The organism is Algoriphagus limi, from assembly GCF_024919275.1.
Taxonomy (GTDB): Bacteria; Bacteroidota; Bacteroidia; order Cytophagales; family Cyclobacteriaceae; genus Algoriphagus; species Algoriphagus limi.
In genome coordinates this window covers 655447-679825 of the sequence record NZ_JANWGH010000003.1, presented here as the reverse complement: position 1 = coordinate 679825, position 24379 = coordinate 655447, and the positions used below count along the sequence as shown (strand labels likewise).

The 24379-nt window shown below is 41.3% G+C and carries 12 protein-coding genes; 10 read left to right on the top strand and 2 right to left on the bottom strand.

The window, feature by feature from the left end:
• Window positions 1-39: 39 nt before the first annotated feature.
• Window positions 40-2361, bottom strand: a complete 2322-nt coding sequence (locus tag NY014_RS15160) for a glycoside hydrolase family 3 protein (RefSeq protein ID WP_259415389.1) — start codon at window positions 2359-2361, stop codon at window positions 40-42.
• A gap of 160 nt (window positions 2362-2521) precedes the next feature.
• Between NY014_RS15160 and NY014_RS15155 the strand changes: the two genes are divergently transcribed.
• From NY014_RS15155 to NY014_RS15130, 6 genes are all read left to right on the top strand, one after another.
• Window positions 2522-5968, top strand: a complete 3447-nt coding sequence (locus NY014_RS15155) for a ThuA domain-containing protein (RefSeq protein WP_259415388.1) — start codon at window positions 2522-2524, stop codon at window positions 5966-5968.
• 291 nt (window positions 5969-6259) lie between these two features.
• Window positions 6260-6859 carry a DUF2911 domain-containing protein gene (locus NY014_RS15150; RefSeq protein ID WP_259415387.1) on the top strand — a complete coding sequence of 200 codons (600 nt, stop codon included), beginning with the start codon at window positions 6260-6262 and terminating at the stop codon, window positions 6857-6859.
• A gap of 103 nt (window positions 6860-6962) precedes the next feature.
• Window positions 6963-7799: a sulfurtransferase gene (locus NY014_RS15145; RefSeq protein WP_259415386.1), complete on the top strand. Its 837-nt coding sequence runs from the start codon at window positions 6963-6965 to the stop codon at window positions 7797-7799.
• Window positions 7800-7822: 23 nt separating this feature from the next.
• Entirely contained in the window at window positions 7823-8455 is a 633-nt protein-coding gene (trhA, locus tag NY014_RS15140; RefSeq protein WP_259415385.1) for a PAQR family membrane homeostasis protein TrhA, read from the top strand.
• A 91-nt stretch (window positions 8456-8546) separates the two neighbouring features.
• Window positions 8547-9653 (top strand): acyltransferase family protein, encoded by a 1107-nt coding sequence (locus tag NY014_RS15135; protein ID WP_259415384.1) that lies wholly within the window; start codon window positions 8547-8549, stop codon window positions 9651-9653.
• Between the two features lie 164 nt (window positions 9654-9817).
• Window positions 9818-10477, top strand: coding sequence for a hypothetical protein (locus NY014_RS15130; RefSeq protein WP_259415383.1), 660 nt, complete (start codon window positions 9818-9820; stop codon window positions 10475-10477).
• Between the two features lie 29 nt (window positions 10478-10506).
• Here NY014_RS15130 and NY014_RS15125 read toward each other — a convergent pair whose 3' ends face one another.
• Window positions 10507-11538, bottom strand: coding sequence for a proline iminopeptidase-family hydrolase (locus tag NY014_RS15125; RefSeq protein ID WP_259415382.1), 1032 nt, complete (start codon window positions 11536-11538; stop codon window positions 10507-10509).
• 123 nt (window positions 11539-11661) lie between these two features.
• Here NY014_RS15125 and NY014_RS15120 point away from each other — a divergent pair, with 123 nt between their 5' ends.
• From NY014_RS15120 to NY014_RS15105, 4 genes are all read left to right on the top strand, one after another.
• Window positions 11662-12579: a DMT family transporter gene (locus NY014_RS15120; RefSeq protein WP_259415381.1), complete on the top strand. Its 918-nt coding sequence runs from the start codon at window positions 11662-11664 to the stop codon at window positions 12577-12579.
• Window positions 12580-12781: 202 nt separating this feature from the next.
• Window positions 12782-14962 carry a carbohydrate binding family 9 domain-containing protein gene (locus tag NY014_RS15115; RefSeq protein ID WP_259415380.1) on the top strand — a complete coding sequence of 727 codons (2181 nt, stop codon included), beginning with the start codon at window positions 12782-12784 and terminating at the stop codon, window positions 14960-14962.
• A gap of 404 nt (window positions 14963-15366) precedes the next feature.
• Window positions 15367-16698, top strand: coding sequence for a site-specific integrase (locus NY014_RS15110; protein ID WP_259415379.1), 1332 nt, complete (start codon window positions 15367-15369; stop codon window positions 16696-16698).
• Window positions 16699-17045: 347 nt separating this feature from the next.
• Window positions 17046-24338 (top strand): MBG domain-containing protein, encoded by a 7293-nt coding sequence (locus NY014_RS15105; RefSeq protein ID WP_259415378.1) that lies wholly within the window; start codon window positions 17046-17048, stop codon window positions 24336-24338.
• Window positions 24339-24379 lie beyond the last annotated feature (41 nt).

Here is a 24379-nt window from a genome sequence, read left to right as displayed (position 1 = left end):
TTCATTTTTAAATCTGAATGAAGGGGCTGAATCATCTATTTAATTCTTCGAATACTTTTCTACACGCTCATCCTGAATTTTCCCAGACCAATTTAGTCCAAAGGCAAAATCATAGGCATTCCCAAATTCGTCTACGTGAACTTCCATATCATGAGGCACATCTTCAAATTGTGTCTCCACAGTCTCCATGGAAGCAGGCAATTGGACAGGAAGTAAGGCTGAAGGCTCTGCATTTCCGGTCAACAAATCAAAAACAACCTGATCCTGCACTCCGAAATGGAAGAGAATCCCATCAACTTCTTTTTCAAATTCAGCCATGACCATAGGGTTCGCCGCATTGACAATCACGATTACCGGCTTACCATTCATTTGGGATTTGGTCTCCAGAATGGTCTTCAAATCCTGATTGTTGGCAGTTTCTACCTGCTTTCCTTTATAGCTTCGATTGGTGATTTCAGGAGCAATTACGGGATCGCCTGCTGCCATACTTTGCTCACGAGCTAATGTTGCGGTGTAAGGCTCGTATTGAAGAGAAATAGGAACATAACCATTCCCTCCTTTAGCTCGATCAGCCGGATCATATCCAGTACCGGATTCAGGACTATTAACAAAAACAAAAGCCATATCAGCCTCCTCAGGGGTTCCTACCAATTCCACGTACTTGGAAGCGATTCCCAAATTAACAGCATCCACCCATTTAGCCTCACTTTTTATTCCCCACCAATTCGTAGTGGAAGGAATATATTTTTGAGGAATAAACACTTTCTTCTTTTCACGGATTGGAAGTACCTGCTCTTTATTCTTCAAAAGGACCACAGATTTCATTTGAGCTTCATAGCCTTCCTTCATCAAATCAGGATTTCCAACAAACTCTTGGCTTTTTTCAGGTTCCAAATATGGATTTTCAAATAACCCTGCATTGAAAATATTCCGAAGCAAACGGACCGCCGATTGTTCAATTCTAGCCCGAGCAGCTTCAGCTCCCATTTCTCCCTCCATCATTTCAAAAGCCGCCAACACTGGAATCTTATCATTATTCCCACCAAACTGATCTCCTCCAGCCATCAACACTTGATAATGACGTTCTGCAATTGTGCTAGCTTCCATTCCCCAAGGTTTTCCTGCAAAAATTTCTGGTTGCGGACCTTCATCCCCAGTAACCAACCAATCCGTACAAACCACTCCATCATAGCCATAGGTATTTCGAAGTAAATCCGTGATCAAATATTTGGAGTAGCCATTCGCCACAGAATCCTGACCAAAAGAAATGGTATAATACGGCATTACTGCGGTGGCAGATTTGGTCGGACCTGAAAGTTTGAAAGCTCCCTCGGTAAATGGTACTAAATGCTCTTCGAAGTTATTTCCCGGATAAACCGCAAATTTTCCGTAGGCAAAATGCCCATCTCGTCCACCTTCTTCAGGACCTCCACTAGGCCAGTGCTTCACCATGGCGTTGACACTATGATAGCCCCAGCCTCCAGCGATTTCAGCTTCACCTTTAGAAGTTTGAAATCCATCTACATAAGCTCTTGCCATATCAGCGGAAAGTCTTGAATCCTCACCAAAAGTACCCTTGATTCGATTCCAGCGCGGTTCTGTCCCCAAATCAATTTGAGGAGAAAGGGCTGTTGAGATTCCTAAAGCCCGGTACTCCATAGAAGCCACTTCTCCAAAACGCTCCACCAATTGGGGATCAAACGTAGCTGCCAAACCCAAAGATTCCGGCCACATGGAGATTTGTCCTCCCGAACCTGCATTGTACTCCGTATTCGCTACAGGACCATGACGAGGATCTGAACTGTTATTTGCAGGAATTCCTAAACCCAAGCCTTCCACGAAGGCCTGCACATTATTATTCCATTCAGCGGCAATCTTCGGACTCTCCACTTGAGTGATTAATACATGTCGAAGATTATCCTCCTCCAAAAACTGCTTTTGCTGATCAGAAATACTGGAAGTAGGCACTCCACTTTCTGTGATTGGCTTTCCTCCATAAGTACCTGCCCCAAAACCCTGCGGGTTTGCAGGAATTGCCTGATGCGAACTGTAAAGCATCAAACCGGCTATTTGTTCTTTGGACATTTTTGAAGCGAGGTCCTTTGCCCGATCTTCTGTCGTCAATCTCCAATCCTCGTAGGCATCCAATGCTCCATTTTTATTTAAGTCTTTGAAATAAAGGCCGTTTTCCTGGATTAATTGAACACCAGAAGACTTGGAATAACCTAGGGTTGAACCTTGAGACTGAGTCAAAATGATTACATCACTACCAATACTTTTTTCCTGTGTTTCATTTTTCTCACAGGCAAAGAAAATAACGGCAGTGGCTAGGGTTAGAATTTTTGTTTTGGAAACCTTCATGGCAATTGGGTCTAAGTGGTGATTAAGAATCGATAGGAAATATCCATATTTATTGTTTCAAAATGAAAAAATAGAGCTTTTTATCATCAATAATCACCGAATTTCAGTTATTTAGCTGCGCAATTTTGAGAATTACCTAATTTGAAAAAAATTCTGATTCATGAATACTATCATTAACCTAAAAAACCTTCGAGCCTTACTGCTTCTTTTTGTGGTGGGAGCTTTGTTTTTTTCATCCTGTTCGAACAAACGAAAAGGAAATCCAAAAGTCCTAGTATTCCACAAAACGGCGGGATTCCATCACGAATCCATTCCTGACGGAATCGCAGCTATCGAGAAGCTGGGAGCTGAAAATGGATTTGAAGTGGATGCTACCGAGGATGCCGCTGACATCAATGAAGAAAACCTAGAAAAATACGCTGCTGTAATCTGGTTGAGTACTACAGGAGATGTTCTAGACCACTACCAAGAGGCGGATTTTGAGCGCTACATCCAATCAGGAGGTGGGTATGTTGGTATTCATGCTGCAGCTGATACCGAATATGAATGGGGTTGGTACGGGAAATTGGTAGGCGGTTACTTCGCTGACCATCCTGGAATCAACGATCCAAACCCAAATGTTCAGCCGGGTGTAATCCATAAAACTGGAGAAAAGCATCCATCTGTTGACTTTTTACCAGACCCTTGGGAGCGTACCGATGAATGGTATTCTTACAAGGAGGTAAATCCACAGACTACCAAATTGCTCATGCTAGATGAGGACTCCTATAAAGGAGGAATGGATATGGGTGAGCATCCAATCGCTTGGTACCATGATTATGATGGAGGTCGTGCATTTTACACTGGCGGAGGCCATACTAAGGAATCTTTCCAAGAGGAAAACTTCCTGAAGCACTTGTTAGCTGGAATCCAATATGCAATTGGAGACAATAGAGTGCTTGACTACAGTAAAGCCAAGCAAAAGCGTACTCCAGAGGAAAATAGATTTACCAAAACCATGCTTTCTGTTGGGGAATTTACCGAGCCAACAGAGATGACAGTTTTACCAAACTTGGACATTTTGATCGCACAAAGAAGAGGTGAGATCATCTTGTGGGACAATGAAAAAAATGAATTACGCGAAGTAGCCAAGCTTGACGTTTATTGGCAAAGTGGTATTCGTGGAGTGAATGCAGAAGAAGGTGTGATGGGACTCCAAAAAGATCCTAATTACGCTCAAAACAACTATGTATTCGTTTACTATGCTCCAGCTGGAGATGAAGAAATTAACAGACTTTCCCGTTTCGTTTTCAAAGACGGAGTTTGGGATATGAGTTCAGAAACAGTGATTTTGGACGTAGCTTCTGACCGATATATCTGTTGTCACACCGGTGGTTCCATTGCATTTGACAAAGACGGAAACCTATTCCTTTCCACTGGTGATAACTCCACTCCATTTAACCAATATGAGTCTCGATATACGTTAAATGGCTATGCTCCATTGGATGGACGTGAAGGAAGAAGTCAGTGGGATGCTCTTCGAAGCTCAGGAAACTCCAATGACCTTCGGGGAAAAATCCTTCGAATCAAAGTAAATGAGGATGGCAGCTATACCATTCCAAAAGGAAACTTGTATCCGGAAGGAACAGAAGCTACCCGCCCTGAGATCTACGTACAAGGAAACAGAAACCCTTATCGTATCTCAATTGACCAGAAAACAGGATTCTTGTATTGGGGTGAAGTTGGTCCAGATGCGCGTGCGGACTCTCTGGATGTAAAAGGACCAAAAGGCTATGACGAAGTCAATCAGGCTCGTCAGGCAGGTAATTTCGGATGGCCGTATTTTGTAGGAAACAATTATGCCTACAGAGAATTCAACTACGAAACAGGAGAAACTGGACCTGCATTTGACCCTGCTGGACCAGTAAACAATTCACCAAACAACACTGGCATTAAGACCTTGCCACCTGCGCAGCCAGCATTTATTTGGTATCCTTATGACAATTCTCCTGACTTCCCTCAAGTGGGTACAGGTGGTAGAAATGCCATGGCTGGACCGGTTTATTATTCAGATTTGTATCCTGCTGATACTCGATTCCCGGATTATTTCGATGGAAAACTCTTTATCTATGACTGGGTAAGAGGTTGGGTTAAAGTAGTAACCATGGAAGAGAATGGAGACTTCTCCAAAATGGAGCCATTCATGCCTGGAACTAAGTTTAATGCCCTGATCGATATGGAGATGGGACCAGATGGAAAAATCTACGTTCTGGAATATGGAAATGGCTGGTTCAGCAAAAACATCGATTCCGGTCTTTCCCGAATTGATTTCAATGGTGGAAACCGACCTCCTGTGGTTACCGCAATTAATGTAGATAAATCTTCTGGTGTTCTTCCATTGACTGTAACGCTTACAGCTGAAGCTTCCGATCCTGAAGGCGACCCTATCAGCTACACTTGGAACCTAGGAAATGGAAAAACCGAAAAAACGGATGGACCTACCTTGACCACTACCTTTGATCAGATTGGAGAGTACGAAATCACTGTGACTCCTTCCGATCCTGCTGGATTAACAAGCGAAAGTCCAAAGGCATTGGTTTATGCTGGTAACAGTGCACCAGATGTCAACATTAAGGTAGAGGGCAATCAATCCTTCTATTTCCCTGGAAAGCGTGTTTCTTATGAGGTAACTGTCACTGACGAAGATCACTCCACGGATGATATGAGCAAGCTCTATGTAGCAGCGGATTACATCGAAGGATATGATCAAGCTGAGGCTGACATGGGCCACAAAGTGATGAGCGAAGCAATGACAGGAAAAGCTTTGGTACAAGCATTAACCTGTAAGACTTGTCACAAAGAAAGTGAAGCTTCAATTGGTCCTGCTTACACCGAAGTAGCCAAAAAATATAGAACCCGTGACCGTGCCTACTTGATGGACAAAATCAAAAATGGTGGTGGCGGCGTTTGGGGAGAAACTGCCATGCCAGCTAACCCAGACATCAAAGATTCTGATTTGAATGCTTTGATCGCTTACATCTTCTCTTTGAAAGGTGAGCAGAAACCAAGTCTTCCAGCGAAAGGAACTTTGGACCCAACAATGGGTAAAACTCCTTCTCCAAATGGAGCCTTGATGATTAATGCTTCCTATTCCGATGATGGAGGAACCAACATTAAACCATTGACAGGAAGTGCTTCTTTGGTATTGATGGCTAACAGCGTCGATCCTGGAATGGCATCCGATTTCAATGGCTTTACAAGCATGAGCTTCGGGGGAAGAAACCTATTGATGGTTCCTGGAGATGCTGCTCACTTCTCACTTCCAGCCTTTGACTTGACAGGAATTGGATCTGTAACCTTCACAGTGGCTTCTCAAGAACCAATCGAAACTCCAGTGGATTTCGAAATCCGATTGGGTAGCCCAACCGGTGAATTGGTAGGTTCTGGAACTTACACTCAAGGTCCAGTAGAAAGAGATCCAAACATGCCTATTATGTATGGGCAGGCTACCATCCCGATGACTGCTGAGGCAGGAAATGGAAATCAAAAGATTTACATTTTGAGCAAACCTCAAAGTGCAGAATTAGGCACGTTTATTATTGCTGGCATTACCTTTAATGCTAAATAATTCGAAATAGATTTCAATTAGAAACCGAGTTGATTGACTCGGTTTCTTTTTTTGGCTTTAACCCGGATTATGCATTAGAATCTGTAATGAGAGATCAAATCGCAATAAAATCAAGCATTTAGCGAATGAAGCATAGCACCGCTACGGTGATTGAGCTAAATGCAGCAAAGCGATTGATTTTGAAGCGATTTGGACTCGTAATAAGAAGTCTAATGTATATTTCGGGTTTAACCAAACTTCTTTCAAGAAGACTAGTTTGTTTTGAAACTTATAACCCAAATCCTTTAACAAATGAAACACACAAAACTATTCGCATTAACCGCTTTGTTAATCTTCGCATGTAGCCTTTCAGCTTTTGCTCAATTACAAACTCCAGCTTTGAGCCCTGCCGCTTCTGTCTCACAAGTAGTGGGATTCACCAAAATCAGCATCGACTTTTCATCCCCTGCTGTCCGAGGGAGACAGATTTTTGGAGATATTGAAAAATGGGATGTGACTTGGAGAGCAGGAGCCAATCTTCAGACTACCATTGAGCTTAGTACTGACGTTTCAATTGCTGGAAAAAACGTACGGGCCGGAAAGTATTCTATTTTCATGACCCCTACTGAGAGTGGTGACTGGACAGTTCATATCAATAGTAAGGGAGTTTGGATCTATAACTATATGAAAGATGGAAAAATCGATGAGGAAGCCCTAGCAAAAGATGACTTGGTGTCTTTCAAGGCGACAACTGAAAGAGGTGGAAATACCGAGCGTTTGGTTTACACCATTTCAGCCAATGACAACAAAACCGCGCTAGTAACAATGGCTTGGGAATCTATCAAAGTGACTTTCCCTATCGATACACAAGTAGATCAAAAAATGGAGCAGTTTAAAAGTCAATTGAACTAATTCAATTACCCTAAATTCTAAAATCCCACTTGATAACAAGTGGGATTTTTTGTTTTTTAAAACTTCAAATCTTTAGCTTTACAAGACACCTATTGATTTACTCATGTCACCGATTATCAGCCCAAATGAACTGCTTCAACTTTCTCAGGAAGAGAATTTTGTATTAGTAGATGCTAGAAACAGCCAAAATCCAAAAGAGGTTTTTGAAAATGGGCATTTGAAAGGGGCTGTATTCGTTGATCCCAATTTGGAATTGGCTGACATCAAGGAAAACTTGGCAGATGGAGGCCGTCATCCCCTTCCTACTATTCATGATTTTTGTAATGTCTTGGGAAAATTGGGGATAGACCCACATTCGCATGTGGTTGTTTATGATGATCAGAATGGAGCCAATTCAGCAGCCCGATTTTGGTGGATGCTTCGAGCATTGGGACATGAAAAAATACAAGTACTAGAGGGTGGAATTCAAGCCGCAGAGAAAGTTGGTTACCCATTTGAAAAAGGCTTGACCGAAACAAAACCGAAACCATCCTATCCTGCCGAAAAATGGGGATTACCTATAGCTTCTATGGAAGAAGTGAAAGGAAATACGGGAAAACCTGACCATATCGTAATTGACGTGCGATCTGCTGAACGATATCGAGGAGTGCAAGAGCCCATTGATTTGATAGCGGGCCATATCCCGGGAGCGATAAATATTCCTCTAACTGAAAACATGGATGAATCTGGTAATTTTTTAAAGCCTGAAAAACTTCGACAGATGTATCAGGAGGTTTTAGGCAATACTCCTCAAGAAAATATCATTGTTCATTGCGGTTCCGGTGTTTCTGCTTGTCACACCTTATTAGCCATGGACTTGGCAGGTTTGGAAATTCCCAAACTCTATGTAGGTTCCTGGAGCGAATGGAGCCGGAATAACCTTCCGATTGGAAAAGGTTAAGCTTAGTTTTTTGACTTTAAGGAATGAAAAAAAGACCCCAAACACCTCAGGAAGAACGAGCAAATACCCTTTCCCATGGATTTGGATTAGTCCTGGCTTTGGTAGGAATTCCATTGTTAATTCAAAAATCCTGGATGCTTGATTCCTTAGGAATTTTCCTTGGTGTATTAGCTTTTTGCTTGGGTGTGCTAATGGTTTATAGCTTCTCAACCGCTTACCACGCCGCAGTCAATCCAAGCCTGAAATCCAAGCTTCAAGTTTGGGACCATATTTCCATTTACTTCTTAATAGCTGGGACCTATTCACCGATGGTTTTAACTATCCTAAAACCAAAACCAGCACTTATAATCCTTTCCATTATTTGGGGCTCTGTGCTAATCGGAACCTTCTTTAAGATCTTTTTTACAGGAAAATTCAAAACTCTTTCTGTCGTCATCTACTTGACTATGGGTTGGTTAGCCGTCTTTTTCATCCAAGATGTAATCGAACAACTGAGTATTCAAAGTCTTTTCTGGATTGCAGCTGGAGGTTTATCCTACACCATTGGCGTCTATTTTTATGTAAAAAGCCAGAAACCCTTTTACCATGCCATTTGGCATCTTTTTGTTCTGGGAGGCACTATTTCGCATTACATAGCGATTTTGGAACTCCTTTGATTCAGGAATTTCTACAGGCTCCTTTTCCTCTTAATTCTGTATTCTCCCTTTTCAAGACATTTTTTTAAATTGGAAGAATACACCCAAAATAATGACAACAAGTATCTCACCTTCTCCCACCCAACGACTTGTTTCCTTAGACGTTTATCGTGGTTTAACCATGTTCCTGTTAGTTGCCGAAGCAGCTTGGGTTTATGAAGCTTTTCTAGAACTTTTCCCTGAGGGAAATTCCCTTCATTCCTTTTTCCTTCAATTCACTCATCACGAGTGGAATGGTTTGCGCTTTTGGGATTTGATCCAGCCATTTTTCATGTTTATAGTCGGTGTGGCTATGCCTTTTTCTCTCAATAAGCGAATGGCCTTAGCAGAAAACCATAGCCATATCACGCTCCACATTCTCAAGCGAAGTCTCATTTTATTTTTGTTTGGAACGGGATTGCACTGCGTCTATGCCGGAAAAATGGTGTTTGAACTTTGGAATGTATTGACCCAACTCTCATTTACCATTTTGGTCACTTACTTCCTTTTGGATAAAGGCTGGAAAGTCCAATTAGGTGTCTCATTAGGTCTTTTGGCCTTAACGGAAATTTTATATCGAAGCTATAATCCTGAAGTTCCTTTTGAGCATGGAAGCAATTTCGGCAACTACACGGATATGCTATTGATGGGCAAAATCAATAAGGGTGGATGGGTTGCTATTAATTGTATCCCGACAGCAGCTCATACCATTTGGGGAGCTATCTGTGGTAACATTTTACTTTCCAACAAACCCTCCAACTCTAAAATCAAATCATTTGTAATTGCAGGACTAACTGGGCTGATCATTGGATATGGACTGGATTGGACTGGCATCACCCCAATCATTAAGCGAATCAGTACGACTGCCTTTGTCTTTGCATCGGGTGGATGGGCTTTGCTCGCTTTGGCTTTCTTCTACTGGTGGATTGATGTCAAAAACCGCCGAAAAGGAATCTTCCCCTTTCTAATCGTAGGGATGAATTCCATTTTCATCTATCTCTTTGCAGAAATGCTCGGAAGATGGATGAATAAAACGGTTGGGATTTTTACTACCGGTGTTTTTTCTTGGATGAGAGTTGGAGAGCATAGTCTAGGTCTAATTGCTGCCCTAGGTGCATTGGCAGCTATGTGGGGGTTGTGCTACTTCCTTTACCGAAAAGGAATTTTCTTCAGGATTTAACCTTGGCTCCAAAGTCACCAACTAGCGATTTGAAAAATAAGTCTAGGTATCGAGCGAAAAAGTCAATATTTTAAATCTTGATCAATCTTATGTATGAGGAAATCAATCTAATTCATCCTCATTAAGTTTTTTCATTAAAAAATTTTCACTTCAACTTTCTAAAAATGTCCAATGTAATTCCTAGTGGCTGGTTTAAGACTTATTCAGAAACTCAGCTACTTCTTCAAGATGGCACATCCATCACCCAATCATTTGTCCAAGATATCCATGAGCTCAATCCCAAATTAACATTTGATGTAAAGGTCATTATCAACACAACTCCCGCTTTGGTTTTCTTTGATCCTGCTACCAAAACCGTCAATCTTCCTTTTTATGATCAGCTAAGCAAGGATTCAGTCGGTTTCTTTCAACAAATGGGAGGTTCAGAAGCAGAAGGGAAGCGGCTTTTTGGACTATTTTTCAATGGGTTTTATTTAGCTCACGAATTGGGTCATGGGGTTCAGTTTTTTGTCAAAGGAGATGAAAAAGGATCCTATAAAAATGAATTGTTTGCCAATCAAGTGGGAATGCAATGGTGGAGAAAGCATGGTGCCGATTCTGAACTCTCTGCATGCTACCAATTTGCACAGCATATTATCTCCATTTTACCGAATCCTGTTCCAAAAGGAATGACAGTGGAAGAATATTTTGACAAAAACTACAACACCGTTTCAAACAATCCCTATATCTACGGATTCATGCAGTTTCACCAGTTTATCCAAACCCACGACGATGCGACACTACCAGCCTTTGATGACTTAATCAGAGCTTATATGAACTCTTAACCCTGATTGTTATTAAAGATTAACTGCCTTTAAAACTCAGCAGAATCCACATCTTTGATAAACTGAATCACGCCCGGGAAAAAGTGTTCGGGATCATCGTATTGGCTCAAATGGCTACCATTAGGACATAGCAAAAATCGTCCATTTGCCGCTTCCTTTGACATCCATTCCATGTGTGTAGGGTCCATGGTATCATGCGTAGCTCCCACTACCAAAGTCGGAACAGTGATATCTTTTAATTGATCTCGAACATCCCAGCCTTTTAAGCTAGCTCCTGGCGTGATTCCAAATTCGCTGTGACCTTGCATATACACATATACATTAGGGTTTACCAGCTCCATCATGCGGTTAATTTCCTCTGGCCATTCCGAAGGGTTCATCCTCAAAAAGTGATAGGGATAATGGTGCTCTGAAAGGAGTTCCATATATCTGGGATTTTCAAAATCACCATTTTTTTCGATTTCCATCAGTTCGGAAAAAACCTCCTCCGGCATTTGAGGGCCTAATACCTCCTTTGCATAATTTTCATACTCATCCAAGCTGGACATCATGTTACAAATAATAAGGCCTTTGAGGTTTTCCTGATGCTTAAAGGCATATTCCATCCCAAGCATTCCACCCCAAGATTGTCCTAAAAGGTAAAAGTTGTCCTTATTCAAGCCCAAAGCTTGACGAACCTGCTCCACTTCATCCACAAATCGTTCAATCGTCCAAAGTGTAGAATCATCGGGCTGATCTGAAAGTGCAGAACCCAATTGATCATACCAAATGAACTCAATGCCTTCTTCAGGAAAGTAATCTTTAAAATTACCATACTGCAAATGAGACATTCCAGGTCCTCCATGAAGCAGGAGTACTTTCATGCTTGGGTTCTCTCCAATTCGCTGAGTCCAAACCTTAAATTCTCCAGAAGGAGTTTGAATAGGAATCATCTGAACCTGCTCCTCCATAACCGATGAAGAGCTTTGATCATTAGCTTCCAAATCATCGGATTTGTTCGATGGTCCACAGGATGCAATGATGACCGCTAGGATCAAATAGAGGAAGAAATAATTTCTCATAAGCTTAAGAATTTCACCTGAAATTAGCTGAAAGTGACTTTTTTACAAATGAGTCCTTGATTTTTGAGTTGCCCTATCCAAAAATCCAAAACCATGAATATCTTCGCTTGAATTTAATCCAGCATGATTCAAGCCACCTCCTATCAGAAAGTTCCCGGGATTCTCATGGCGCTTTCTTCTGCGATTTTTTGGGGAATTTCAGGCACTTGTGCCCAATATCTTTTCGAACAAAAAAATCTTGATCCTGCTTGGCTGGTCACATGGAGAATGATTTTAGGCGGAATAATTTTGATTTTATTTTCCTTCACACAGGAAAAGAAAGCCGCTCTATCAGTTTGGAGAAAGCCCAAGGACATCCTTCAAATTTTGCTATTCGGAATAGTAGGAATGGTGGCCGTGCAGTTTACTTACTTCTATAGCATTTCGCTTTCCAACGCAGCCACAGCGACCATTCTCCAATACATAGGTCCTGTCTTTGTCGTAGGATTTTATGCAATCAAAAATAGAAAATGGCCTATTCTTGCTGAATATGGAGCCTTGATTTTAGCATTATCGGGAACATTTTTGCTAGTCACCCATGGTTCCCTAGAAGTCTTGGTAATTTCCAAAGAAGCTTTGTTCTGGGGAATTCTTTCAGCAATTGCCTTGGCATTTTATACCATTCAACCGGTAGGTCTATTACGAACTTTCTCTCCAGCAGCCATCACAGGTTGGGGAATGTTGATTGGAGGTGTTTCATTTTCTCTGATAACACAGCCTTGGGCTATTTCTGGCTCTTGGGATTCAGGAACATTTCTGGCTTTTGGTTATATCATCCTGTTTGGAACCGTCCTAGCCTTTTATTTCTTTTTGCGATCTGTCTCGATTATTGGGGCTAATACGGCAAGTTTACTTTGTAGCGTGGAGCCACTATCGGCAGCTCTGACGGCAGTTTTTTGGTTGGAGGTCAGCTTCTTGGGAATGGATTGGATCGGGACTATTCTTATCCTAATCACCGTAGGCTTATTGACTTGGAGTAAAAAGGAAAAGCAGGCAATCTAGAGTAGCTTATTTTTTTGGACAAAACATAGTACCAACCCCGCTTACATAAAAAACTCTTATTCAGAAAACCCTTTTTGGAAACCCAGGTTTAATTCCCTGTTGGTCAATTTCAGACCGCTAATATAAATCCCATTCTACTCCCGGAGAGTAAGCCTAATTTTGCACTATGCTAAGGAAAAGTCTACTTCTAATTGGGTTCACTTTGCTCATCAGCAGCCTTTATGCCCAGGACATTCTTTTCAAAAGGGTGGATACCCCAATCGAAATTGATGGGGTAATTGATGATGCTTGGAGCATGGCAGATTCAGCCTACAATTGGATGCAATATTTCCCATTTGACTCCTCCCTGGCGGTCAACCAATCGGTGGCAAAAGTTCTTTTTGATGATAAAAACATATACGTACTAGGTATTTTATATAGTGAAAATGTAGATAGAGAATATGTGACTCCCTCTTTACGAAGAGATTTTCGGGGAGCTGCCAATGATAATTTCACCGTTATTTTCGACACATTTCAGGACAGAACAAATGCTTTCACATTCGGAATCAATCCTTTCGGAGTTCGAAGAGAGGGTTTGGTTGCAAATGGAGGAACCGGTGAAAGTTCTTTCAGTCTGGATTGGGATAATGTGTGGAGAGGTGAAGCCAAACAATATAAAGGATATTGGGTAGCCGAAATGGCAATTCCTTTAAACACTCTTCGATTCAATGAGGGACAAACTTCCTGGAATATTAATTTTTACCGAATCGATAGTGAAAGTGCCGAAAGATCTACCTGGGCACCAATTTCAAGAAATTTCACTCTCTTTAATCTTGCAGCTTTGAAGGAAGCAAGCTGGGAGGAACCCACCAAAAGAAGTGGAAAAAACCTATCCTTCATCCCATACATTTCTGCAAACTCCGGTAGAAACTTTGAAACAAATACGGAACCCAACCATGGCTTTAACGCAGGGTTTGATATCAAATATGGGATTACTCCCGGTCTGAACTTAGACTTAACTGTCAACCCTGATTTTTCCCAAGTAGAAGTTGACCAACAGGTCACCAATCTAGATCGTTTTGAAATCTTCTTTCCGGAAAGACGACAGTTTTTCCTTGAAAATGCCGACCTCTTTTCAAATTATGGAAATAGAGGTACACGACCTTTTTTCAGTAGAAGAATAGGTGTTTCTCGGGATGAAAGCACCGGTCAAAATATTGAATCCGCTATCCCCTTTGGTGCGAGAGTGAGTGGAAAAGCCAATGATAATTTGCGAGTCGGAATTTTGAGTATGCAAGTAGCGGATGATCAAGCTGCGAGTTTACCATCCTACAACTATTCCATGGTTTCTCTTCAGCAAAAGGTTTTCGCACGCTCCAATATTTCTGCCTTTTTTGTCAACAAACAAACATTCCAAAGCCCAGAAGAATATTCTGACAGTTTGTACAATGCCTGGGATAGAACCTTTGGGGTGGATTATAATTTGGCATCTGCTGACAACCGAATTACCGGGAAGTTCTTTTATCACCGCAATATCAATCAGGTAGCTGTAGATAGTGCTTTTGCGGCAGGGATCGAGCTGCAATACAGTGTTCCGCAATGGTCCTTAGAAATGCGATCTCAAGCGGTTGGCGCGAATTATGCCCCTGAGGTGGGTTTTGTCCGTAGAACGGACATCCGACAATTGGCTATGACCTACCGACGAAGCTTTTTTCCTTCCCAAGGTGGCATTCAGCGTCATGGACCTGGGTTTGATTTTGACATGGTGGGAAATGACACCTACGGATTCCTGGATTGGGATGTGAACCTGCTTTACGATATTTTTTGGAAGTCATCAGCTCGATTTTCATTTCGTCTGAGAAGGCAATACACGTATTTGTTCAATGGGTTTGATCCAAGTGGAACGGATGGACTTCCTTTGCCCGCCAATACAGAATACACGAATGATGTGATCATCGCTCGCTACGAATCAGATGAACGGAAGAAACTCTCCTTTAATCTAAGTACTCGATCTGGGGAATATTTCAACGGAACAAGAATCAATCTTGAAGGCAGCGTGCAGTGGAGATACCAGCCTCTAGGCTTCACCAGCATAGATTTTGCCTTCAATCGAATCCGGCTTCCAAGGCCCTACAATGATTCCAACCTGTTTCTTATCGGTCCTAGATTCGACTTTACTTTCAGTAAAAAATTGTTTTGGACCACCTTTGTCCAATACAATAGTCAAATCGACAATGTAAACATCAATTCAAGATTACAGTGGCGATTTGCACCAGTATCGGATATTTTCCTCGTTTACACGGATAATTACCTCGCGGAAATGAACCCCGATGGGTTTATCGAGTTTGGACCTTCCAAATCCAGGGCCATTGTCTTTAAGATGACTTATTGGTTGAATCTTTAATAGAAACTTGCAAAAGCAAAAAGCCAATCTTATACAAAGATTGGCTTTTTTATGCAGAGAGGAAGGGATTGCTCGTAGGCGCAGGCATGCCGCACAGCCCCTCGCGAATCTCCCTTTGGTCGATTTCGAACCCGAGGTTTCTCATCCCATATTTTTAATTTTGAGTATTAAACAAAAAAACCGACTCTATCTCTAAAGTCGGTTTTCGCAGAGAGGAAGGGATTCAAACCTATTTTATTTAAATTTACTGAAATTGCTCCAAAATGATTGTTTTTAGCCTATTTTGAAATATTTTTTGAAACTTGGGTAAAGCAGAATAAACCTAAATATCAATTTTTAACACCCCATTGCACACCCCATTTTATTAGATTACCTTGTGTAATCAACAACAAAATCAGGGGTAAATGGCAAAACTTTCAATGCGTTTTGAAATACGAAAGGATAAATTGAATCAAGAGGGCAAAGCACCTATTTCCTGTATGATTTCGGTTTCTCAGAAGAGAAAAAGAATTTCTGTGGAAAAAAGCCTCCACCCAGTCAATTGGGATAATTCTACTCAGAGAGCGATACACATTAGCAAAACGCAACATTCCAAATTAAAACTTGGACTGAAACATACCGACCTTCTAATGGGATCGGATGTGGATCAAATAAACAGTCTGCTAGACAAAATGCAGTCAAGGCTAAACTTCATTGAAACAAGATTTCGATTAAATGACCAACTATACACCGTAGATGACATTTATAACACATACTTGGCTGAGTGTCCTTCTACCGGGATAAAATCCACTGAAAATCAAATTCAAAAACCACCAACTGTTCCTGAATTTATTGATACATATATCGAACGGAACCGAGCAAGTAGAGCAAAAAGGAGTCTTTGTGTTTATTCTCAGTTAAAAAACCACTTGGTAGCTTACGAAGAATGGTCTAGATCAAAAGTAGAATTTGAATCAATAGGCTTAAGTTTTTTTGAAGAGTTTCAAAGCTTCTTGATAGAAGAACGAACAACCATCAATAACAACACTATTGCAAAGCAGCTAAGCACCCTAAAGACGCTTTTGAACTATGCTAGGAAACATGGGATTGAAATGAATCAATCATACCGAGACTTCACTATAAAGCGGCAAAAGCTGGAAGTTATCACATTGACTGAGCGAGAATTCAAGCTTTTGAAAGAAGCAGATTTAAAGGGTGTGAGAAGACATATTAAGGCTAGAGATATTTTTATTTTCCTCTGTGCAACTAGTATGCGGTACTCCGACTATGCCCAGTTTAAACGAGAACACATCAAAGGAAATACCATACGGTTAACCATGAAGAAAGGAAATAAACCATGGGAGATCCCATTGAACCCAGAATCAATCGCTATCCTTGAGAAATACCAAGATATGGCTGAACCCCTTCCAAAAATTTCAAACCAAAAACTTTCAAAGTATATCCGGGAGGTTTGTGAAGTAGCCAAAATCAATGAACCTATCGAGATTATAAGGTATCGAGGATCTGAACCAATAGTTAATATTTACCCAAAACATCAGCTTATTTCATCCCATACCGGGCGCAAAACATTCTGCACCCTGTCCCTTGAACGTGGCGCATCAGTTGAAACAGTTATGAAATGGTCAGGTCATGAGTCATACGCCAGTTTCAAACGCTATGTCAACCTAAGCAGATCCCATAGTATTAGTGAAATGGAGCGGATTTGGGGCAAAACCGAGTTAATGAAGGTTGTTTGAACCAAATTTCATGTTTACAAAAGTTAACATTTGAAGCTATCTATCGAAAGCCAACATAGACGCCTAATTTCAATTCCGTTTATTTCAATTTGAATAGAAGTTTCTTTAGACATAGATAAATGCTCGAGTCCTGTTCCACCTTCTTAGAAGCCGATCAGAAATGATCGGCTTTTTTTATAGGGTTTTCTTTGTTTTGAAAAACTGCATTTTTTGAATTCAGGGATAAAATTTTTTTTGAAAAAAATTGCATTTACTTAATTTCCTATTGTATTACTATTATATTGTAGAATTACTACCTCAATTTTTAAACTATTCTAGAATTTAATAAAGGAATAAACTCCACACTCATGAAGGAAGTTTTTATGAAAAGCCTGATAATTTTTATCTGCTTAATAACAATTCATTTTCAAAAATTAATAGCCCAACCTACAATTGGAACTACAACATTTGATGGTATAAATCAAAACATTGCGCCTTTCGGTGCTTTACCAAGGAGTGGGGTTGTAGCGGGTTGGTCATTCTTTGTCAATGGTTCAGGAAGTGGAGCAATCAACCACAATGGGGCAAATAGTCCTAGTAATGTAAATGTATTTGTTCAAGCTGCTTCAACAATTAATATTGGAAGTAGTGATGGATCCGAATTTGATTTTGACAATTTTAGAGTACAGTTTTTTTCGTTTGCTGGATCATTTACTATTACGGCTTACAAAGATGGCGCATCTCAAGGCTCCGTAACAGCAACAGCAAGTTCCACCTACACGGAAATAAATCTTTCGGCTAATTCAAATTTTAACAATATTGATGAAATTAGATTAAGTGGTTTTGGGGGGAGTAATGTAACCCTAAATGTAGATGAAATCACTATTAGCGCAGCTTCTATACCTAATACCCCTCCAACAGCTTCTAGTTTTACTGTGTCTAATGGACCGTTTGAAAATTTGACCTATACATTTTCAACTTCAGATTTTGGATATTCTGATTCCGATGGAGACCCTTTAGATAATATTAGAGTTGAATCCGTTCCATCTGCAGGAACTTTGTATGTGGATGCAGATAATGACGACACCTATGACGCAGGTGAAGAAATGTTGGTAAACTATCAGGTTAGCAGAGCGGATTTGGATGCCGGAAACTTCCAGTACATCCAGAATGGTAGCACGAGTACATCTTTTCAGTTTGAAGTCAGTGATGGTACTATTTACAGCACAGGAAACTACCTAGCGACTTTGAATGTATTGCCTATCCCTACAGTTATTTTGTCCTTGAGTCCTAGTTCAAGGACAGAAAGCACAGTAGCTCCTACTTCAGTTTCTGCTACCCTATCTAATGTTTATGGAACAAATACTGTAGTAAACCTTGTGTTCTCAGGCACCGCAACAGGCAGTGGTGTGGATTATTTTTTAAGTGGTACATCAATCACAATTACCCCCGGCAATACAACAGGTTCTGTTAATTTAACAAATGTGCCCGATGCACTCTATGAGGGAAATGAAACGGTTGTTATTGATATTTCTACAGTAACAAATGGTATTGAAAGTGGAACACAACAACAGACATATACCATTACTGATGATGACCCACTTCCAAATGCTACATTGGAAATTCTTAATATTTATAACCCAATTACAGATGAAAGCGGAGGCCAAGCTTATGTAAGAGGGAAAATTAATGCGGTAGCGGGAGTAACGATATCCATTCCATTGAGTTTTACAGGAACTGCAACTGGTGGTGGAACTGATTATTCCATAACAGGATCAACTATAACTCTTTCTCCAGGACAACTAATGGATAGTATCCGCATAACATCCCAATTTGATGGGTTGATCGAAGGAGATGAAACAGTCATAATTGATATGGCGCCCCCCACCAATGCGGTGGAAGTGGGTACCCAGCAAGTAACTTTAACAATTACGGATGAAGATTTTATCACTCCAGAATTTTCCATAAATGATCCGTCAGTATCTGAAGGAAATTCAGGTGCTACTACACTCACGTTTACTGTTTCTCTAAGCAGTCCAGCTCCTGCAGGAGGGGCAACTGTTGATTATACTACATCAGATGGAACTGCAATAGCAGGATCTGATTATACAGCAGCAAGTGGAACATTAAGTTTTTCTGCAGGTGAAACAAGCAAAACAATAGATGTTACCATAAGTGGTGATCAGACAGTAGAGACTGGTGAGACACTGATTTTTCAGCTTTCAAATCCAACAGGCACAGGGGTTGTTATAGGAGATGCATCAGGTACAGGCACAATTACCAATGATGATCAAGCTATAGTAACCATTGCTAACGTGTCTGGAAATGAAGATGATGGAGCAATTACTGTAACGGCAACCTTGGATAATGCTGTGGATGGTGGTTTTACAGTTGATGTAAGTACAGCTGATGGTACAGCTACTACAGCAGACAATGACTATGTAGCCCTAAATAGTCAAACTCTAACATTTGCAGGTGCTGCTGGCGAAATGAACACATTTACCATTACCCCTACTGCTGATGCGACTCCTGAACCAGATGAATCGGTTATTGTCTCGATGAGCAACCTTGTGCCGACAATTGTTGCGAGTGGTGATATAGATATTACGGACGGTGCAACGGTAACCATTTTGAATGATGAGGAAACACCAACTATTGTAAGGGTAGATGTACCAAACCCTAATCTTTATGTTCTTGGTAGAGGTTTAGGGTTTGAAGTAATTTTTTCAGAGGATATATATATTTTTAATAGCTCTGGAACAAGCCCTACCATGGTTTTAAATATTGGAGGATCTCTAGTTGAAGCCCAGTATCTTTATCAAGGTCTAGGAAGAAATAGTGCTAGTTTCCGCTATATCATTGGGCCTGCCGACTTAGATCTAGATGGTATTGAGATTGTAGAAATAAAACTAAATGGATCATATATAAGAAGTATTTCCACAAATTTTGATGCAAACCTAACCTTAAATAATGTAGGGAATACAAGTCAAGTATTAGTTGATGCAGTTACCCCTTCTGATTTCGAAAAAATATCATTTGAAGGAAATTTAAATTCTTCAACTTGGGGTGATTACGATATGGATGGAGACTTGGATATGTTGGTAACTGGAAATATTACAACTCAAAGTGGAATAGAATTTTTTAGCGAGGTTTACCGAAATGATGCGGGTAATTTTGTGAATATCAATGCCGGTCTAGAAGGAGTTAGATCTTCATCTTTAGCTTGGGGAGATCATGATGGAGATGGAGATCTGGATATTTTGCTGACAGGATTCAATTCAAATTCAATCCCAATCAGCAAGATATATCGCAATGATGAAGGCAGTTTTATAGATATAGATGCTGGTCTTGAGGGAATTTGGCGAGCTACCGCTATTTGGGGTGATTACGATGGAGACGGCGATCTAGATTTGTTTCTATCTGGATGGAATTCTGACAACATCCCTATTGCTAAAATATACCGCAATGATGCTGGAAATTACAATGATATAAACGCAGAAATAGAAGGAAATCATCTTGGTTCTGCAGCTTGGGGGGATTATGATGGAGATGGAGATTTAGACTTATTAATATCTGGTGTTGGTTTAGGATTAATTAAGTATAGTAGAATTTACCGAAATGATTCGGGTAATTTTGTAGATATAAATGCTGGTTTGGAAGGGGTTGGAGGAAGATCGTCTGTAGCTTGGGGTGATTTCGATGGAGATGGGGATCTGGATGTTTTACTGTCTGGTTTTAATTCAAATAATGTCGAAACGACGAGTATTTATCGAAATGATGGGGGCAATTTTATTGATATCCATGCAGGCTTAATAGGCGCAAGCTTTCCTTTAGTAGCATGGGGGGATTATGACGGAGACGGAGATCTAGATATTTTGCTGAAGGGATTTAATTCAAGCCTTAATATCAGCAGAATTTATCGAAATGATTCGGGATCCTTTTCAATTATAAACTTTGAGGGGTATGAACCTGAACCCTTAAGCTGGGGTGATTTTGACAGCGATGGGGATTTGGATATTGTTATAGGGGATATAACTCTAGATTATTTAAATAGTCAAGGTTACTTTTCGATATATAAAAATAACTCTGTTGAGAACAGTGTAAGCTATTCGGCTCCTTCTGCACCAAATAATTTATCTTCTAGTGTGGATGCAGAAGCAAAAGCCGTGACTTTGACTTGGGATCCTTCAACAGATAATACAACACCAACGGCCTCACTGAGCTACAATGTTTACATACGTGAGAAGGACCAGAATAATTATATTGTCAGTCCACATGCCTTGGAATCAAATGGTTGGAGGCTGTTGTCTGCAATGGGTAATGCTCAGCTTGGAACGGAATATGTCTGGAATTATCCTGAGGAAGCATTGGGCAAGACCTTTGAATGGAAGGTTCAAGCGATTGACAATAGTTATATGGGAGGAGAGTTTTCTTTGACAGAGAACTTTGAAATAAAAAAACCTTTGCTTGCGATATCAGGGTATTTTGAAGTATCAGACAAGATATATGATGGTAGCAAAAGTGCTGTATTAACATCTAATTCTTTAGCTCTTGAAGGATTAAAATCAGGTGCTACCGATGTTATTATTAGTAATATTCAAGTTGAGTTTGAAGATAAAAATGCCGGGCCAAATAAGTTGGTTAAAATTATAGATGTAACACTTTCAGGAACTGATGCAGAACGTTATAGTCTTGACCTGGATAGTTCACCAACCGCAAGTGCTACAATATCTCCAAGATCGCTTGTAGTAAGTGGATTGTCTGCTTTGGATAAAGTCTATGATGGAACAAAATTAGCCAATTTATCAGGAACAGCAGTTGTGACTGGTATTGGAGCTGATGATGTATATGTTTCAGGGTCTGCCCTCGGGAATTTTACGCAAGCAGAAGTAGGGACAGCAATTTCAGTCACTGTGACAGGACTTACTTTGGATGGTGCAGACAGAGATAATTATGAGATTATATACCCATCTGGATTACAAGCGTCCATAAAAAAAGCAGAGCTATTTATTACTGCCAATCCAAATCAAAGTAAGGTATTTGGAGACATCGATCCAGTCCTTACATTTACTTCTTCTGGTTTTCAAGGTGCAGATACAAATGCGATCCTGACAGGCACATTAAATAGATCAGCAGGTGAAAATATTGGAAGCTACCCGATTAATCTTGGGACACTTGATGCAGGGCCTAACTATTCGATAACATTTATTTCAGCAAATTTCACGATTGCATCTAAAGTACTCGAAATCAAGGCGGTTCCTAACCAGTCAAAAGTATTCGGTGAGGCTGATCCTAGCTTTCCATATACAATAGAAGGTTTTGAGTTTGGCGATTCTAAAGATATTCTGACTGGTTCATTAGGCAGAGCTGCTGGAGAAGATGTAGGTATCTATGCAATAAATCTGGGGACTTTAAATGCTGGCCCTAATTACGCAATCAACTTTACAGGAGCAGACTTTGAAATTACTCCAGCTACGATTACCGGAATCACCTTTGGAGACGGAAGCTTTGTCTATGACGGCACGGCTAAATCGCTGGCGATTTCGGGAACACTTCCAGCAGGAACTAGTGTAACCTACACGAACAACAGCCGAACCGATGTGGGCACGCAGGAAGTAACAGCCACGATTTCTGGTTCGAACTTTACAACACTTGAACTAAAAGCGGACCTGACCATCACTCCAGCCCCAATCACGGGAATCACCTTTGGAGACGGAAGCTTTGTCTATGACGGAACAGCTAAATCGCTGGCTATTTCGGGAACACTTCCGGAAGGAACTACGGTAGCCTACACTAATAACAGCAGAACCGATGTGGGCATGCAGGAGGTGACAGCGACGATTTCTGGCTCTAACTATACCACTTTGGTGTTGACTGCTGACCTGACGATCAGTCCGGCAGAGATTGAAGGTATCACCTTTGCAGACGGAAGCTTCGTCTATGATGGAGAAGAAAAATCCTTGCAGATAGAAGGAGACCTTCCGGAAGGGACCTCGGTGGATTACACGGATAATGGCAGAACGGATGTAGGGACTCAGGAGGTGACTGCAATTATCAGCGGTTCAAACTATGTGACCTTAGAGCTGACTGCTGAATTGACCATTACACCTGCTGAGATTACGGGATTGTCTTTCTTGGATCAAAGTTTTGTCTACGACGGGCAGGAGAAAAACCTTGCAGTGACTGGGGATATTCCTCAGGGAGCCACCGTTTCTTATGAGAATAACGGAAGGACAAACACAGGAAGCCAGGAAGTGACAGCTACCATTGGCGGTTCGAATTACACGAGCCTTGAATTGGAAGCTACTCTTGAAATAACTCCAGCAACACTGGCGATCACAGCAAATCCGGGTCAGAGCAAGCTCTTTGGTCAATCTGATCCTGTATTAACCTATTCGGCAAGCGGTTTTGCCCCGGGAGAGGATGTGTCTATTTTGACCGGTTCCCTTGAAAGGGAAGCAGGAGAAGCTGTCGGCTTCTATGCGATTAATTTGGGATCCCTAAGTGCAGGAGATAATTATACGATCAGCTATACCGGAGCCGAATTTGAAATTATCACTACCGATTCGGACGGGGATGGGGTTCCGGATGATGTCGAGTTGGAGCAGGGAACCGATCCAAAAGATCCTAATGACTATCGTGATTCAGACGGAGACGGTGTGCCAGACTTCGTGGAGAATGAACAGGGTACCGATCCAACAGACGGAGAAGACTTCAAAGACAGTGACGGAGACGGCGTTCCTGATTATGTGGAAGAGGTACAGGGAACCAGTCCAACCGATCCAGAGGATTTCTTAGACTCCGACGGGGATGGAGTACCAGACCATATACAGCTTAGGTCAGTGATAGATGTTATCCCTCAGGCCCTGACAGTTGAATGGGGAACCTTGGTGGATGAACTCGAGCTGAGTACGGAAGTGATGGTGATTACCGGTACGGGAGATATGATGGACCTTCCTGTCGTATGGGATTTGACAAACTATAACCCATTGGTAAACGGAGTCTATATCTTCTTCGGAGAATTCACTTTACCGGAAGGATTGTTCAACACCTATGGGCTCAAGGCCCAGCTCAGTATCGAGATATTGCCTAAACCTGCGCCTCAGGATGTGACTTTGAGCTCCGCTGAATTCCTACCTGTACAGGGACAATTCTTCCAGGAAATAGGCGTGTTCACGGTTATCGATCCTTCGGATGATCAGCATATACTGAGTCTGCCGGAAGGATTTGAAGACAATGACCTGTTTGAAGTGATAGACGGTATTCTGTTCTGGAGTTCCTCTGAACAAAGACCGGGCGAAACCCAGTTTGAGGTATTGCTTCAGGTAGAAGATAGAGCCGGAAACATCATCCAAAAGACCTTCCTGATCACCAGACAGCGAATTCCATTATCCCAATTAGAGGTGACCAATACATTCACGCCGAATGGTGACGGTATCAATGACACCTGGGGACTTCCTCAGTTGAGGTACTACAAAGGGGTAAGGATCATGGTGTATGACAAAGACTATAGAAGACTGTTCTATACAGAGGATGCTGATGTTCGATGGGACGGCACGTTCAACGGTATAGAGCTTTCAGTGGGGGCCTATTTCTGGGTGATCGAAGTAGTGGAAACCGGTGAGGTGAGACGAGGAGTCTTGAACCTTTTGAGGAGATAAAAGAACCGGCGGGATTCATTTCCCGCAGGATTGTTTCCGGA